The organism is Clostridium saudiense (genome assembly GCF_000577815.1).
GTDB lineage: Bacteria > Bacillota > Clostridia > Clostridiales > Clostridiaceae > Clostridium > Clostridium saudiense.
In genome coordinates, this window is record NZ_CBYM010000030.1 from 23,775 (window position 1) to 40,956 (window position 17,182).

A 17,182-nucleotide genomic window follows, 5' to 3' on the forward strand; every position below is an offset into this window, starting at 1 on the left:
CACCTTTTAATTCTATTTATAAATTATTTCTATCTTTTCGCCATTTCTAGTTTTATTTATTGCTTTTCTTAATTCTTCCAAATAATTATCTTTACTTAAAATAATTTTTTCTGAATTAACTTTTTCTTCATAATCACAAGAATCAATGAGCAAATTTACATCTACTGAAAATCCTATTGCAGGAATACTTTTACCAAAACTCTCTAGTAAATTATCATATCTTCCACCTCTAATAACAGTTGAACCTATTTCTTTTACATATCCTTTAAAAATTATTCCTGAATAATAATTCACTCTTGGTACCATGCTAATATCAACAGATAAATACTTTTCATATCCAAGCTTTTGCAAGTTTAAATATAAGTTTTCAAGATACTCTATATTTTTTTTCATATCCTCATTAAATGCTAAACCTTTAGCTTTTTTAATCATTTCATAACCACCAAAAAGCCAAGGAAATTTATTTAAAAATTCTTTATACTCTTTTCTAATTTCTATATCATCTAAATATTCCCTTAAACTTGTTAAACTTTTTTTATTAATTAACTCAATAACCTTATTTTGATTATCAATAGATAAATTCATATCTTTTAATGCTGATTTCAATATATTTACATTACCTATCTCTAACTTAAATTCTTTTTTAGTATCTAATGCCTTTAATACTTCTAATGCAGTCACTAACACTTCTAAGTCAGTTTTTTCTCCAGATGCCCCAATTAACTCTATTCCACAATCTAAATATTCATTTCTCTTTCCCTCAAAGCTTTCATGTACTCTAAAAACCTCTGCATTATAAAAAAGCTTTAGAGGTAACTTCATATCTTTTAATTTAGTATTAACTAATCTTGCAACAGGTACAGTCATATCAGGCCTTAATACTAAAATTCTTCCTCTGCTATCAAAAAACTTGTACATTTCTTCTTCTTTTAAATCTTGAGTTTTATGATTGAAAGTTTTATAATATTCAACTATTGGAGTAGAAACTTCACTATATCCCCATTTACTAAACCTTTCAGTAATAGTTTCTATAATCTTATTTCTTCTCTTACACTCATCAACCGTAAAATCTCGCATTCCTTCTGGTATAATATTTTTAATTCAAATCGCCCCCTTTAGCAGATTAAAGTGTTAAAGTTATTATCAATAATACCTTATATGGTTTTATTTGTCAATTATTATTTTATCTTCCATTTTCATATATTATTACTATTTTTTTAATCTTATTTATACATAAATATCAATTTGTTTTAATCATAATCAACTATTTTACATTTTATTAATTTTTACATAACAAAAGACTAGTTACTTAAAACGTAACTAGTCTTTAAACCTATTTTATAGCACTATTAATTTCTTCAACCATCTTCATTGTTGATGTAAAACCACCTGTTGCTGTATACCAAATACTTGGATCTAAATAAACAATATTTCCATTTTTATAAGCATCTGTTTTTTCCATTAATTCATTTTCAAATAATTCTTTTGCTGATGTTGTTCCTCCTGCAATAGCAGCTCTATCAACAACAAATAAATAATCTGGATTTTTTTCTACTACATATTCAAATGAAGCCTTTTGTCCATGTGTTGACCCTTCAATTGTTGTGTCAACTGGAGTAACACCAAATCCGTTATGGATTATTCCAAATCTTGATTCTGCTCCATAAACACTAAATGCACCATCGTTAGCTAATGCAATAAGGCCATTAATACCTTTTTCTGTTACCTTAGTATTTAACTCTTGAATAGATTCTTTAATTGTAGCAAGTTCTTTTTCTACATCCTTTTCTTTACCAAAAACTTCTCCTAATATATTCATATTAGTTTCAAATGATTCTAAATAATTTTCATTATTTAAGCTTAAATTGATAGTTGGTGCAATTTTATTTAACTCTTCATAATAATCAGCTTGTCTACCAGAAATTACTATTAAATCTGGAGTTAATTCAAATATTTTTTCCATATCTGGTTCTTTTAAAGTTCCTATACTTGAATATTCTTCACTAGCATATTTACTTAAATATTCTGGAATTCCATCTTGAACTACACCTATTATTCCTTCAACACCTAATTTATCTAATGAATCTAATATACCGTAATCAAATACTACTACTCTTTTAGGATTTTTATTAACTGTTGTTTCTCCTGACTCATGTGTAACCACTAAAGTTTCTCCTTCAGCATTACCTTCAGCTCCAACAAATTTAGTTATACCAAATATACCTAAAACTATAACTAATAAAACTACTATTGATAAAATTGTTTTTTTCTTCATCCTTAAAACACTCCTTGTTTTTAATATTGATACTCATTATCAATATATTTCTTATTTAAAGGCAAATTTAATAATTTGCCATAAAATACACTTCTCTTTTTATTAGAAATATACACAAATATTTCTGTTATTAATATTTTCTATATGGAAGTCAATTTCATATATATTTTCTAACTCTTCCTTTTGTATAGTTTCTTCAGTTACACCATTTTTCACAAGTTTACCATCTTTTAATGCAACAATGTAATCTGAATAGCAAGAAGCAAAATTAATATCATGTATAACTATTACAACGGTTTTATTTAATTCATCACAAAGCTTTCTTAAAGTTTTCATTATTTCTACTGAATGCTTCATATCTAAATTATTTAATGGCTCATCAAGGAATATATAATCACTATTTTGAGCTATTACCATTGCAATATAAGCCCTTTGTCTTTGTCCACCACTCAATTCATCTAAATATCTATCTTCAAATTCCTTAAGCTGCATATAATTAATTGCTTCATCTATATATTTATAATCTTCTTCTTTTAAATTTCCTTGTGAATGAGGAAATCTACCAAAGCTAACTAACTCTTTAATTGTTAATCTAATATTAATATTATTAGATTGTCTTAATATAGCTATTTTTTTCGCTAATTCTTTATTATCCCAACTTAAAATATCTTTTCCATCTAATAAAACTTCTCCAGAATCTCGCTTTAAAAGTCTACTCATTATTGAAAGAAGAGTACTTTTTCCAGCTCCATTTGGACCAATGAAAGAAGTTATTTTACCCTCTTGAATATTTAAAGATACATTATCTACTACTTTTTTATTTCCATAGGCTTTACTTATATTCTTTACTTCTATCATCTATTTCTCTCCTTCATTACTAAGTAAATGAAATAAATTCCTCCAATAAAGTTAATTATTACACTTACTGATACACCAAAATTCATTACTTGTTCAACAAATAATTGTCCACCTATCAATGCTACTATGCTAATTAATATAGTTCCTATGCCTAAGGTACTATGTTTGTAACTTGATATAACCTGCCTTGCTATATTTACTACAAGTAGCCCTAAAAAAGTTATAGGTCCAACTAATGCAGTTGCAACTGAAGTTAATAAAACTACTACTATTAACATTTTCTTTACCATTTTGTCATAGTCTACTCCAAGATTTATAGCTTCATCCCTTCCTAATGACATAACATCTAGTATTTTTAAATAATCATAAACATATCCTATACATAGTATTATTACAATACTTGATACAAATAATAAATCAGTATTTATATTATTAAAGCTAGCTTGCATTTTATCTTGTACTACTTGAAACTCTACTGGGTCTATAAGAACCTGCATAAATGTAGTTAAACTTTCAAATAAAGTACCGCATACCACACCAACTAATAACAATGTAAATATATTTTTACTTCCTTTTTTAAATATAAATTTATATATTAAACTTGAAAATAAAAGCATAGATACTATTGTAATAATGAAATTTATATTTCCATTGCTTATTATTGCAGATGATGATCCTAATAAAAACACTATAGTTGTTTGTAATAATACATATAGTGAATCTATTCCTAATATACTAGGAGTTAATATTCTATTGTTTGTAACTGTTTGGAATATTAATGATGAAAAACCGATTGCTGCACCAGTTAATATCATTGCATATATTTTAGGAATTCTTCTATATAAAGCATATTTAAAATTAACACTATTTACACCAATAAATAAAAACGAAGTTATTAATATTAGAGCTAAAACTGTTAAAATTATTATACTCTTTTTATCTTTAGTCTTCATTTTTTGTCCCCCTTACTATCATATAAAGGAAAATTATACTTCCTATAACTCCTACTGTTAAACTAATTGACATTTCAAATGGGAATATTATTATTCTTCCTAAAATATCACAGGCAAGTAAGAATATAGGCCCTAATAAAGCTGTATGATATAGTGTTTTCTTTAAATTATCTCCACTATATAAGCTTACTATATTGGGAATTATAAGACCTAAGAAAGGTATATTACCAACTGTAATTATTGTAACTGCACAAATTAATGAAACTATTGCTAAGCCTACATTAATTACAAAGTTGTAATTTAATCCTAAATTAATTGCAAAGTCTTCCCCCATTCCTACAATAGTAAATTTATTTGCATATAAAAATGCTATAATAACCATAGGAACACTTAAGTATAATAATTCATAACTTCCTTTCATTATTAAAGACATGTCCCCTTCCATCCATGATGAAATATTTTGAACTAAATCATATTTATATGCAAAGAATGTAGTTATTGATCCAACAATTTTTCCTAGCATCATACCTATTAAAGGTACAAATACTATATTCTTTATTTTGATTGCTTTTATCATTTTCATAAATAGTACAGTGCCTAATCCTGCAAAAACAAAAGATACTATCATCTTTTGCATAATCGTTGCTCCTGGAATTATCATTATACAAAATAAAATTCCTAGCTTAGCGAAATCTGCTGTTGCTGCTGTTGTAGGAGAAACAAATTTGTTTTTACTAATTTGCTGCATTATTAAACCGCTAATACTTAATCCAACTCCTGCTACGATTATTGCAATAAGCCTTGGTAATCTACTAATTAGTAATATTTCAATCTTATCAATATTAAAAGTTAATATATCATTAATATTGATATTAGTTACCCCTATAAATATTGAAGCAATACATAATATTATTAATACAATAAATAAATATCTTTTCTTCATTTGCTTTCCCCCATATTGCCTTACCTTATCTCAAAAAACAATAAATAATTCTATTTGAAATTATTTATTAATTGATATTAATTTTCATTTATTTCTTACACATTTTATCATTCTATTCTTCTATTGTCTAGGTATTTTTTCTATTTTTTATATTTTTTATTTTCTTTAAAACTTTTTTAGTTAATTTTGATTTTTTTCTCATTGATATTGAATATTATTACAATTTAGTAAAAGCATATTAATTAAGGTATTCGTTATACAGAAATAACTTTTTTGGTACTATTCCCTACTTTTTTATAGAGTATTTAACGCTTTTCTGCACAACATAATAGTGTAAAGTAAATGATTACTTTATAAATAAATATCATAAAGGAGGAACTTTATAATGGCACAAAAATTAGTTCCAGAAGCAAAAAATGGTTTATCTAAATTCAAAAATGAAGTAGCAAGCGAAATGGGAGTTCCTTTCACTGACTACAATGGTAACCTTACTTCTAAACAATGCGGAAGTGTTGGTGGAGAAATGGTTAAAAGAATGGTAGAACAATACGAAAAAGGAATCTAAAAATTGAATAAATATTATTAATTAGGAAAAAGAGTCTTTATAATATCTTATTTAAAATTAATAGGATATTCATATAGACTCTTTTTAATTAAATTTTATAATATTTACAAATTAATTATAATTTATTGTTAATTTTTTAACTATCATACCTGTATCTTAATTATTTTTTACATTTTAATAATTAATTGGCTAAATTTCTTTAATATATATCATAACTACTCCACTTCTTCCCTTTGCTTATCATGTAATACTATGATATTATAATTTATGTACTATTTCGCTATATTTTTTATAATAAATTTTTTTAATTTCTATCTTGAAAATTTCAAAAATTAGTGATATAGTTTAAATATGCCATTGTTAAATAATAATTATTATTATTTAATTATTGTTTAACATAAATGACAATACTTATATATATTTATAAAATGTTAGAAAAGAGGCGCTATGATGAGAGAAGAATGGAATGATTTCAAAACAGGTTCATGGACAAAAAGTATTGACGTAAGAAACTTTATTCAAACTAACTATACTCCATATGAAGGTGATGATAGTTTCTTAGCTGGAGCTACTGAAGATACAAACAAGCTTTGGGCTGAAGTTAGTGAACTATTCAAAAAAGAAAGAGAAAATGGTGGAGTTTTAGATGTAGATACAGAAACTATATCTGGAATCAATGAATACAAGCCTGGTTACATTGATCAAGCTTTTGAAAAAATCGTTGGTGTACAAACTGATGCTCCATTAAAGAGAGCTGTAATGCCATACGGTGGTATAAGAATGGCTGAAAATGCAGCTAAAGCTTATGGATATGAAGTAAGCCCAAGAATATCTGAAATATTCTCTAAATACAGAAAAACTCACAACCAAGGTGTTTTCGATGCTTATACTTCAGAAATGAGATTAGCTAGAAAATCTGGTGTTATCACTGGTCTTCCAGATGCTTATGGTAGAGGAAGAATCATAGGTGACTACAGAAGAGTTGCTTTATACGGTGTTGATAGATTAATCCAAGATAAAGAACAACAAAAATTAAGCTTAGAAGTTAAAACAATTGATGAAGATGTAATCAGATTAAGAGAAGAAATATCTGATCAAATTCTTGCATTAAAAGAATTAAAAGGATTAGCTGCTAGCTACGGATTTGATATATCTCAACCAGCTACTAACGCTAAAGAAGCTATACAATGGTTATACTTTGGATTCTTAGGAGCTATCAAAGACCAAAATGGTGCTGCGATGTCTTTAGGAAGAACTTCTACATTCTTAGATATCTATATTGAAAGAGATTTAAGAAACGGTGTTATCACTGAAGAAGAAGCTCAAGAATTAATGGACCACTTCGTAATGAAGTTAAGATTAGTTAAATTCTTAAGAACTCCAGAATACAACGATTTATTCTCAGGAGATCCAACTTGGGTTACTGAATCAATCGGTGGTATGGGATTAGATGGTAGAACTTTAGTTACTAAGAACTCATTCAGAGTACTTAACACATTATATACTTTAGGACCATCACCAGAACCAAACTTAACTGTTTTATGGTCAACTAGATTACCTCAAGGATTTAAAGATTTCTGTTCTAAGGTTTCTATTGATACATCATCAGTTCAATACGAAAATGATGATTTAATGGCTCCATACTGGGGAGATGACTATGCTATCGCTTGTTGTGTATCTGCAATGAGAGTTGGTAAGCAAATGCAATTCTTCGGTGCTAGAGTTAACTTAGCTAAAACTTTACTTTACGCTATAAACGGTGGTAAAGATGAAAAGTACGGAATGCAAGTTGGACCTAAGACTGCTCCATTAACTGGTGAATACTTAGATTACAATGAAGTTATGGATAGATTCGATGTTATGACTGACTGGTTAGCTAACCTTTACGTTAATACATTAAATGTTATCCACTACATGCATGACAAATATTCATATGAAAAATTACAAATGGCTTTACATGACAGAGACGTATTCAGAACTATGGCTTGTGGTATAGCTGGTTTATCAGTTTGTGCTGACTCTATTTCTGCAATCAAATACGCTAAAGTTAAGCCAATAAGAAATGAAGAAGGAATAGCTGTAGATTTCGAAGTTGAGGGTGATTTCCCTAAATACGGAAACGACGATGACAGAGTTGATGAAATTGCTGCATGGTTAGTTGAAAGCATGATGAATAAGATCAGACAAAACAAGACTTACAGAAATGCTTACCACACTCAATCAGTATTAACAATCACTTCAAACGTTGTTTACGGTAAGAAAACTGGTACAACTCCATGTGGAAGAAAAGCTGGAGAACCATTTGCACCAGGAGCTAACCCAATGCACGGAAGAGACTGTAGCGGATCATTAGCATCATTAAACTCAGTTGCTAAAATCCCTTATGAACATTCACAAGATGGTGTTTCTAATACATTCTCAATCGTTCCAGATGCATTAGGAAAAACACCTGAAAACAGAATCCATAACTTAGGTACTATGATGGATGGATACTTCTCTCAAGGTGCTCAACACTTAAACGTAAATGTATTTAATAGAGAAACTTTATTAGATGCTATGGATCACCCAGAAGAATATCCACAATTAACAATCAGAGTTTCTGGATATGCTGTTAACTTCATTAAATTAACAAGAGAACAACAATTAGACGTTATAAACAGAACATTCCACAAATCAATGTAATTTGTTTATAATATTAAATAGAGCTTATTGCACACGCAATAAGCTCTTATTTTTTAAATTAAATCAACAATTACTAAATCTGGTCTATTAAATAGTCTCAATGGAAATCCGCTATTACCCAATCCTCTACTAACTATTAATTTATTTTTTTCTCCATATACTCCTTTATAATACTTAGGAAATAATCCTTGTCCTGGGGCAAATATTCCACCTATTCCTGGTAATATAAACTGCCCTCCATGTGCATGACCTGAAAACATAATATCAAAATTATATTTACTATAGGCTCCTTCTTCTACATACTCAAAATTTTCAGGATAATGTGATAGTACAATTTTTATTCCATCTAATCTTTCTAATCTGCTAAATATTTTTTCTATATTTTCAGTGCCATATCTGCTATTAACTTTACTATAAAATAATTCACCTTCATCTATTCTTTTTTCTTCCAATCCTAAAATATTAATCTTATTTCCTTTTACTTCTATAGATTCTATTTCATTTTCTAATACACATATTTTATTTTTTTTCAACTTCTCTACTATTTCACTTACTCTACTACATCTCATTTCATTATTTCCTAATATATAATACATAGGAATGTCTTTATTTATACTGCTACAAAATTCAATTATTTCATCAAGCTTTTTCATACTTGAATCTATCAAATCCCCTGTTGCAACAATAATATCAGGTTTTTGTTCAATAATTTTTTTATATAAAATATAATTATTTTTTCCAAACTCTTTACTATGTAAATCTGATATTTGTGCTATTCTAACTTTATTATTTATCTTCTGCTTTAATTTTATATTTGTTATTACAATTTTATTATTTTGATAATAACAAAACACTCCTGTAAGCATAGCTATAGCAATTATTATTTCCATAACCCTATCCTCCTTTAAGTTGTTAGTTTTTTATCAAGCTATAAATAGTAAATTGCTTATATTATATGTATTATATAATTAATTTTCTCTCACTGTACTTTACTTTAAAATTAAAAAATAGAAATTATATACTTAAAATATAATTTCTATTTTATATTAAAATCTAATAATATACTTTTTTTTATAAAAAATAAAGCTCTTTAGCTATTTTTACAATAAATTCATAAACTTCATCATATATAGAATTAAATCTTTTCTGTAAAATATTTGATAATTCCAATGAATATTCTATACTATCTATTTCTATACCAATAAAATAGCCATTTACATTTGTTTTCTCAAGCCTCACCAGACTTAAGAGGCTTGTTTCATGTGCAGTTATCTCTTTACTAATTAGCTTATCACATTCTTCTAGCTTTTTAAAAGTAATTTCACCAGGATTTATTCCAAAATAAGTTGAATCTAATATTATTATAAATTCATCATCATTTATGTTTTCTAAGCAATATAAATAATCAGTTTCTCCAATAAAAACTTCTATTTCATTAATATTATCTTTATCTACTCTCCTTTTTATATTTCTTGCTAACCTTACACCTATTCCATCATCTTTTAAAAGAATATTTCCTATTCCAAAAACCTTAACCATAGTTACTCCTATGAATTAATTATTATATTTATGGGTTTATGCCTATTACTTGTCACATGTACAGCACAATTTAAACATGGATCAAAACTTCTAACTATTCTTCCTATTTCTACTGGAGCATTTATATCATTAATCTCTGCTCCAATTAAAGCTTGTTCAACAGTTCCTTTTAACCCCTTTCTATCTGTAGGTGAAAAATTCCATGCTGATGGAGGTATTAATGTATAATTTGATATCATTCAATTTAAATCAGGAGTAATATTCATTGCATTTTCAAAAGCTCTTACAGATGTAATTGCATGATGTGTTGAACATATTCCACAAACTCTTGGAACTAATCTTATAATGTCAAATGGCGGCCTTCCCTCAAACATTTTTTCAAAACCTCTAAATTGGCTTCCACTTACTTTAGCATCTACAATCTTATTATTTTCAACTTGTACTTCTATATTAAGTAATCCACTTATTCTTGTTACAGGATCTATTCTTATAGTAGTCATATTTATCCCCTTATTACACATTACTAGAGTCATACTTTACAAAAGGTTCATAGTCATCTGGAAATCCTGGTGATGCACATCCTATACATGTTGTATTATCTTCAATAGGCCAATTAAAAGTATTATTCTACCTACTTACTGGGCAATATGCATAAGTGACGGTTCCTCTACATCCCAATTTAAACATGCATTCTTTTTCACCAAATTTTTTTGCAAAAATTCCTTGATCAAAAAATTTTCTTCTAGGGCATATATCATGTATTAAAGTATCATAATAAACTAATGGTCTTCCATTACTATCAAGTTCTGGAATTCCACCAGAAGCTATATATCCTAATATTCCTGCTACCCAAACTGGATTAGCCGGGCATCCTGGAATTTTTATAATATCTGTTCTTTTCAAAAATTCGCTTACACTTAAAGCCTTTGATAAATTTGGCTTTGCAGCTGTAGGCCCTCCAAAACATGCACAGGTTCCTACAGTAATTATTATACGTGCATTTTTAGAAATATCACTCACAGCTTTCATAGCAGTTATCTTTTCACCTTTATAAGTAGCTACTGTTGTATAAAGACCATTGTCCCTTGTTGGTATAGCTCCAGATACTATAAAAATATATTCTGTATCTAAATTATCAATTATATTTTTATAAGCTTCCTCACCTTGATCTCCTTGAATACTTCCAAAATACTTCATATCCACAAATTTCTCCAGCATATATATAAGATTAGGATCTTCTGAATTTAAAAGTGAAATAACTTCACCAAAGCACCCTGAAGTTTCTAACCATATAGCATTAATCTTTTTTACTCTGTTATTTTCAACATTATCTATGGCATTATTTATCATATTCATAGCTAATTTATTTTTCTTTTGATCTTTTGTATCTTTATCAAAAATTCTATTTTCCCAAAAATCTATTTCTTCTATAGGTATAATATATTTATCACTTTTAAATATAAACATAAAACCTTTCCTTATTTTTATTATATTTATGTTTATTTTATTTCATAATAGAATAATCAATAAAAATAAAGTTAAATAAAATAAAAAACTGTGAAATAAATCCATATATCGGATTTATCTCACAGTTATATATTATTCTTGTTCTGCTAACTTCTTTAATTCTGCATATTTTTGTCTAGCATGTTCTTCTGTCATTTGGAATAATTCTTCCGCTTGCTCAGGGAATTGCTTAGCAATTGCAGAGTATCTTACTTGATCCATTATGAAGTCTCTAAAGCTTCCTTGTGGTTCTTTAGAATCTAAGCTAAATGGATTCTTTCCTTGTTCTTTTAATTCTGGATTGTATCTGTATAAATGCCAGTATCCAGCCTTAACTGCTTCATCCATGTTTCTTATAGAGAATCCCATTCCCTTCTTTAATCCATGGCTGATACAAGTTGAGTAAGCAATAATGATTGATGGTCCATTATGAGCTTCTGCTTCAAGCATTGCTTTAACTACTTGGTTCTTATCAGCACCAATAGCTACTTGTGCAACATAAACATTTCCATAAGACATCATCATTCTTCCTAAATCTTTCTTCTTAGTCTTCTTACCTGAAGCTGCTAATTTAGCCATAGCTGCAGCAGGAGTTGATTTAGAAGATTGTCCACCAGTGTTAGAGTAAATTTCTGTATCAAATACTAATACATTTACGTCTTGTCCTGATGCTAATACATGGTCTAATCCACCGTATCCGATGTCATAAGCCCAACCGTCTCCTCCAAGGATCCATTGTGATCTCTTAACAAGGAAATCAGCTCTTTCTTTAATTTCTTCAACTAATACTTTTGCTTCTTCATTTTCAATGTTGTTTTCAGCTAAAATAGCTTCAACTTCTCTTGAATGAACTTTTGAAAGCTCTCCGTTATCTTTATTTTCTAACCAGTTTTTGAATACTTCTTTATATTCTTCAGCTATATCCATAGAAATTAAGCTTTCCATATTTGAAGCTATTTTCTTTCTCATTTGATCAGCTGCTAAGAACATACCGTATCCAAACTCAGCATTATCTTCAAATAATGAGTTAGCCCAAGCTGGTCCCTTACCTTCATGGTTCTTTGTATATGGTGTTGAAGGTGCTGAACCTCCCCATATTGATGAACATCCAGTTGCATTAGCAATCATCATTCTATCACCGAATAATTGAGTTACTAACTTAATATATGGAGTTTCTCCACAACCAGCACATGCTCCTGAGAACTCGATAAGTGGTTGTTTGAATTGGCTATCCTTAACTGTTTTACCTGGAGTTAAGTGTTCTTTGTTTGATACTTCTTTTGATACTGAGAAATCCCAGTTTGCTACTTCTGTTTCTACTTGTGTTCCAAGTGGCTTCATTTCTAATGCCTTACCTGGTGCTGGACAAATATCAACACAGTTATTACATCCAGTACAATCTAATGTACTTACTTGAATTCTGTAGTTTAATCCTGCTAATGTTTTACCAGTAGCTTTCTTAGTTTCAAATCCTGCTGGTGCTTTTGCTAATTCTTCATCAGTTACTAGAACTGGTCTAATACATGCATGTGGACAAACGAAAGCACATTGGTTACATTGAATACATTTTGACATATTCCATTCTGGAACATCTGTAGCAACACCTCTTTTTTCATATGCTGCAGTTCCTGCTGGGAATGTACCATCTTCTAATCCATTGAATGCACTTACTGGTAGTTTATCTCCTTCTAAAGCATTCATCGGATTCATTATGTTTTTGACGAAATCTGTTACTTCTTTAGTTTCTACTTTTGCTTCTTCAGTAGCAGTCTTCCAGCTTTCAGGTACATTAATCTTAACTAATGAATTCATACCAGCTTCAACAGCTTCGTAGTTCATGTTAACAACCTTATCACCCTTCTTACCGTAAGCCTTCTTAATTGAAGCTTTTAAGTATTCTGTAGCTTCTTCTTGTGGGATAATTTCTGCTAATTTAAAGAATGCAGATTGCATTATCATATTAATTCTTCTACCTAATCCTATTTCAGAAGCAATCTTAGTTGCATTAACTGTATAGAAGTTTATTTCATTTTCAGCTATGTATCTCTTCATCTTAGCTGGTAATTTTCTTTCAATTTCTTCTTCGTTCCAAATTGTATTTAATACGAAGTTTCCACCTTTTTTAAGACCTTTTAATAAATCATATTGATTTACGTAAGCTTGCACGTGACATGCTATGTAATCAGCTTCATCAATAAGGTAAGTTGATCTTATTGGTGTATCTCCAAATCTTAAGTGAGACATAGTTACCCCACCAGATTTCTTTGAGTCATATGCAAAGTAAGCTTGTACGTATTTATCTGTATTTTCACCAATAATCTTAATAGCTTGCTTATTAGCTCCTACTGTACCATCTGATCCTAATCCCCAGAACTTACATCTAACTGTTCCTGGTGTTGCAATTCTTAATTCATCTTCTACTGGAATTGAAGTGAAAGTAACATCATCTTCTATACCTACAGTAAAGAAGTTCTTAGAATTTTCTTTCTTTAAGTTATCAAATACAGCTTTGATATCAGATGGTGTAACATCCTTAGAAGCTAATCCATAACGTCCACCAACTATCTTAGGTGCATTTTCTTTTCCATAGAATGCAGAACATACATCTAAGTATAATGGTTCACCATTACATCCTGGTTCTTTTGTTCTATCAATTACACAAATCTTTTCTACTGATTGTGGTATAACCTTTAATAAATGCTCTACAGAGAATGGTCTGAATAAATGAACTTTAACTAATCCATATTTTTCTCCTCTAGCATTTAATTCATCTATAGTTTCTTCTATAGCTTCAGTTACTGAACCCATAGCAACAATTATTTCTTTAGCATCTTCTGCTCCATAGTAATTGAATAATCCATAGCTTCTTCCTGTCTTCTCTTCCATTTTAGCCATGTATTCTTCAACTATTGGAATTATGTCATTATAGAATTTATTAGAAGCTTCTCTTGTTTGGAAATAAATATCTGAGTTTTGAGCTGTTCCTCTTGTAACAGGGTTATTTGGAGTTAACGCTCTACTTCTAAATTCTTTTAAAGCTTCTCTATCTAACATTTCTGCATAATCTTCATAATCTAATACTTCAACTTTTTGAATTTCATGAGATGTTCTAAATCCATCAAAGAAGTTTACAAAAGGTAATCTTCCTTTAATAGCTGAAAGGTGAGATACTGGAGCTAAGTCAGCAACTTCTTGTACTGATCCAGCTGCAAGCATAACACATCCTGTCATTCTTGCTGCCATAACATCTTGATGATCTCCAAATATTGATAATGCTTGAGATGCTATTGCTCTAGCACTTACATGGAATACACCTGGTAATAATTCTCCTGCTACCTTGTACATGTTTGGTAACATAAGTAATAGACCTTGTGATGCAGTAAAAGTAGTTGTTAATGCACCAGCTTGAAGTGAACCGTGGAATGTACCAGCAGCTCCTGCTTCTGATTGCATTTCTACAACATTAACTGTTTGTCCAAAAATATTTTTCTTCCCTTGAGCAGCCCATTCATCAACAACTTCTGCCATTGTAGTAGATGGAGTTATAGGGAATATTGCAGCTACATCTGTAAACGCATATGCTACGTGAGCAGCAGCCGTATTACCATCAATAGTCATCATTCTCTTTGCCATGATAATATACCTTCTTTCATCATCCTAAATGTTTCTTAAATAATTATAATTGTTATTTAATAATAATTATTATACTTCATTTTTATTTTTTTTCTAGTACTTTTCTTAGAAATATTCCTTAGTATAATTTTGTAATCTTTTGTCACTTATTAGTATAATAACATACTTTCATTTCTTCAATAGAAAACTACCATCTTTATACATTTAATTTTTAAATAGTAATTAAAAAATTTTTAAATGGTTATATATCTAAGTAATTACACTTAAACTAATTAATTAGATATTTTGACCATACATAATATTACTCTTTATGTTATTTTTCTACAAGAAGGCACTTTTTTTATATATAGTGTCAAAAAAGATACTAAGTATATAGTTTTATACTTGGTTTTATGTTATTATTTATATTTGTACGAATAAAGGAGGTGTTATCATGAATAAAATACTTACTTTTCATAATGATTGCCGTCTTAATGATCGTTGTGCCAAATATGAAACATGTCCAATGATACTTGTTCATAAAATATTATCTGGTAAATGGAAAATTTTAATTTTATGGTATTTAAGTAATGATACTCTAAGATTTAGCGAATTAAAACGAAAGTTGCCAGGTACAACGCAGAAAATGCTAACCAATCAATTAAGAAGTTTAGAAGAAGATAATCTTATATTTAGAAAAGTTTATCCTGTTGTTCCACCTAAAGTAGAATATGGACTTACTGATATCGGCAAAAAAATAATTCCTCTTCTTGAATCTATGTATTCATATGGAGTTGAATACTCTAATACAAAAAATTAAAAGAAATTAGCTAACAGCAAATTGTAATTGAGTTAGCTAGTTTCTTTTAATTTATAATATATTAATATTTTATTGCAAATACTAAAATAAATCTGTTAAACCGATTCACTTGCTTTGTTTATTTATTGACAATAGTTATTGATAGATTATAATTATTATTATAGACCATAGAGGTATTTAATAATAAATAAAAAAAAGGAGATTTTTACATGTCTAATACATTCAAAATAACTGAAGACCTATTTTGGGTAGGAGCCCTTGACCCAAACCTAAGAATTTTTGACATAATAATGGAAACTAAATTTGGAACATCTTACAACTCTTATCTTTTAAAGGGTTCTGATGGAATTGCATTGTTTGAAACTGTAAAAGAAAAATTCTTTGATGAACATTTAGATAAAATTCGCTCTATTGTGAATTTAGAGGATATAAATTACGTTGTTGTTAATCATACAGAACCTGATCATGCTGGATCAGTTGAAAAAATACTTGAGTATGCTCCTAATGCTACTGTAGTTGGAAGCACTTTAGCTATTAAATATTTAAGTGAAATTATTAATAAACCTTTCAAAAGTAAAGTAGTTAAAGATTGGGAAACATTATCTTTAGGTAATAAAACTTTAAAATTTATTAGTGCCCCTCAATTACATTGGCCTGATACAATGTACACATACGTAATAGAAGATGAAACATTAATTACTTGTGATTCTTTTGGTGCTCATTATTGCGATGAACGTGTTTTAAAAAGTGCAATTGAAGATAGCAAAGAAGATGACTATATAGAAGCTTATAATTATTACTTTAGAATGATTATGGGACCATTCAAACCTTTTATGCTTAAAGCACTTGATAAAATTAAGGATTTAAACTTAAAGTACATTTGTCCTGGACATGGATTAGTATTAGATCATACTAATATTGAAAAGTTTGTTAATCTTTATAGAGAATGGTGTCAACCAACAAAAAGAGAAAAACAAAGCATAGTAATACCATATGTTACTGCATACGGATATACTGAAGAAATTGCTAAAGAAATAAAAAGAGGTATTGAAGCTTCAAACTTTGATGTTGATATTTTAATGTATAACTTAGTTACAGCAGACATGAATGAAGTATTAAATGAAATTAATCAATGTAGTGGTTTATTACTAGGTTCTCCTACATTATTATCTGATACTTTACCACAAATATGGACTATTTTATCTTCATTAAATCCAGTAATTCATAAAGGATTACCAGCAAGTTGCTTTGGATCATATGGTTGGAGTGGAGAAGCTCTTAAAAATATTAACGAAAGATATAAACAACTTAAATTTAATGTAGTATGTGAACCACTAGGTATAGTATTTAGACCTAGTGAAGAAAACTTAAAATCTGCTTATGATTTTGGATTAGAATTTGCAAATAAAGTTTTAAAATAAAAAAACAA

General features: G+C 28.7%; 13 protein-coding genes and 2 pseudogenes. 4 read left to right on the top strand and 11 right to left on the bottom strand.

What is annotated here, in order from left to right:
* Positions 1-12: 12 nt before the first annotated feature.
* The 5 genes from hisZ to TY07_RS13020 all read right to left on the bottom strand — a co-directional run bounded on the left by hisZ (position 13) and on the right by TY07_RS13020 (position 5,029).
* Positions 13-1,077: an ATP phosphoribosyltransferase regulatory subunit gene (hisZ, locus tag TY07_RS13000; RefSeq protein ID WP_042400693.1), complete on the bottom strand. Its 1,065-nt coding sequence runs from the start codon at positions 1,075-1,077 to the stop codon at positions 13-15.
* A gap of 256 nt (positions 1,078-1,333) precedes the next feature.
* A complete protein-coding gene (locus TY07_RS13005) occupies positions 1,334-2,275 on the bottom strand; it encodes a siderophore ABC transporter substrate-binding protein (RefSeq protein WP_042400696.1) in 942 nt (313 codons plus the stop codon).
* Positions 2,276-2,377: 102 nt separating this feature from the next.
* Positions 2,378-3,133: an iron ABC transporter ATP-binding protein gene (locus tag TY07_RS13010; RefSeq protein ID WP_042400699.1), complete on the bottom strand. Its 756-nt coding sequence runs from the start codon at positions 3,131-3,133 to the stop codon at positions 2,378-2,380.
* The gene (locus TY07_RS13015) at positions 3,130-4,086 is read right to left on the bottom strand and encodes an iron chelate uptake ABC transporter family permease subunit (RefSeq protein WP_042400702.1); all 957 of its coding nucleotides are present in this window, start codon (positions 4,084-4,086) and stop codon (positions 3,130-3,132) included. Before TY07_RS13015 ends, TY07_RS13010 begins: the two co-directional genes overlap by 4 nt.
* Positions 4,076-5,029 (bottom strand): ABC transporter permease, encoded by a 954-nt coding sequence (locus TY07_RS13020; protein WP_042400707.1) that lies wholly within the window; start codon positions 5,027-5,029, stop codon positions 4,076-4,078. The genes TY07_RS13015 and TY07_RS13020 overlap by 11 nt, the downstream gene beginning before the upstream one ends.
* Positions 5,030-5,414: 385 nt before the next feature.
* Here TY07_RS13020 and TY07_RS13025 point away from each other — a divergent pair, with 385 nt between their 5' ends.
* Both TY07_RS13025 and pflB read left to right on the top strand, forming a co-directional pair.
* Positions 5,415-5,594, top strand: coding sequence for an alpha/beta-type small acid-soluble spore protein (locus tag TY07_RS13025; RefSeq protein WP_042400710.1), 180 nt, complete (start codon positions 5,415-5,417; stop codon positions 5,592-5,594).
* Positions 5,595-6,044: 450 nt separating this feature from the next.
* Positions 6,045-8,276 carry a formate C-acetyltransferase gene (gene pflB, locus TY07_RS13030; protein ID WP_042400713.1) on the top strand — a complete coding sequence of 744 codons (2,232 nt, stop codon included), beginning with the start codon at positions 6,045-6,047 and terminating at the stop codon, positions 8,274-8,276.
* 53 nt (positions 8,277-8,329) lie between these two features.
* Here pflB and TY07_RS13035 read toward each other — a convergent pair whose 3' ends face one another.
* The 6 genes and pseudogenes from TY07_RS13035 to nifJ form a co-directional block, all read right to left on the bottom strand.
* Positions 8,330-9,166, bottom strand: a complete 837-nt coding sequence (locus tag TY07_RS13035; protein WP_042400716.1) for a metallophosphoesterase — start codon at positions 9,164-9,166, stop codon at positions 8,330-8,332.
* Positions 9,167-9,347: 181 nt separating this feature from the next.
* Positions 9,348-9,815 carry a hydrogenase maturation protease gene (locus TY07_RS13040; RefSeq protein WP_042400721.1) on the bottom strand — a complete coding sequence of 156 codons (468 nt, stop codon included), beginning with the start codon at positions 9,813-9,815 and terminating at the stop codon, positions 9,348-9,350.
* Between the two features lie 8 nt (positions 9,816-9,823).
* On the bottom strand, positions 9,824-10,054 hold the full coding sequence (locus TY07_RS18375; protein WP_042400724.1) for a nickel-dependent hydrogenase large subunit: 231 nt from the start codon (positions 10,052-10,054) through the stop codon (positions 9,824-9,826).
* A gap of 3 nt (positions 10,055-10,057) precedes the next feature.
* Positions 10,058-10,315: pseudogene (locus TY07_RS18380) on the bottom strand (nickel-dependent hydrogenase large subunit); the annotation flags it as partial.
* Positions 10,316-10,328: 13 nt separating this feature from the next.
* A pseudogene (locus TY07_RS13055) lies at positions 10,329-11,282 on the bottom strand (hydrogenase small subunit).
* Positions 11,283-11,414: 132 nt separating this feature from the next.
* Positions 11,415-14,954, bottom strand: a complete 3,540-nt coding sequence (nifJ, locus tag TY07_RS13060; RefSeq protein WP_042400730.1) for a pyruvate:ferredoxin (flavodoxin) oxidoreductase — start codon at positions 14,952-14,954, stop codon at positions 11,415-11,417.
* Positions 14,955-15,387: 433 nt separating this feature from the next.
* On the opposite strand from nifJ, the gene TY07_RS13065 reads away from it, so the two are divergent.
* On the top strand, positions 15,388-15,753 hold the full coding sequence (locus TY07_RS13065; protein ID WP_052330727.1) for a winged helix-turn-helix transcriptional regulator: 366 nt from the start codon (positions 15,388-15,390) through the stop codon (positions 15,751-15,753).
* A gap of 209 nt (positions 15,754-15,962) precedes the next feature.
* Positions 15,963-17,174 carry an FprA family A-type flavoprotein gene (locus tag TY07_RS13070; protein WP_042400734.1) on the top strand — a complete coding sequence of 404 codons (1,212 nt, stop codon included), beginning with the start codon at positions 15,963-15,965 and terminating at the stop codon, positions 17,172-17,174.
* The last annotated feature ends 8 nt before the right edge of the window (positions 17,175-17,182 follow it).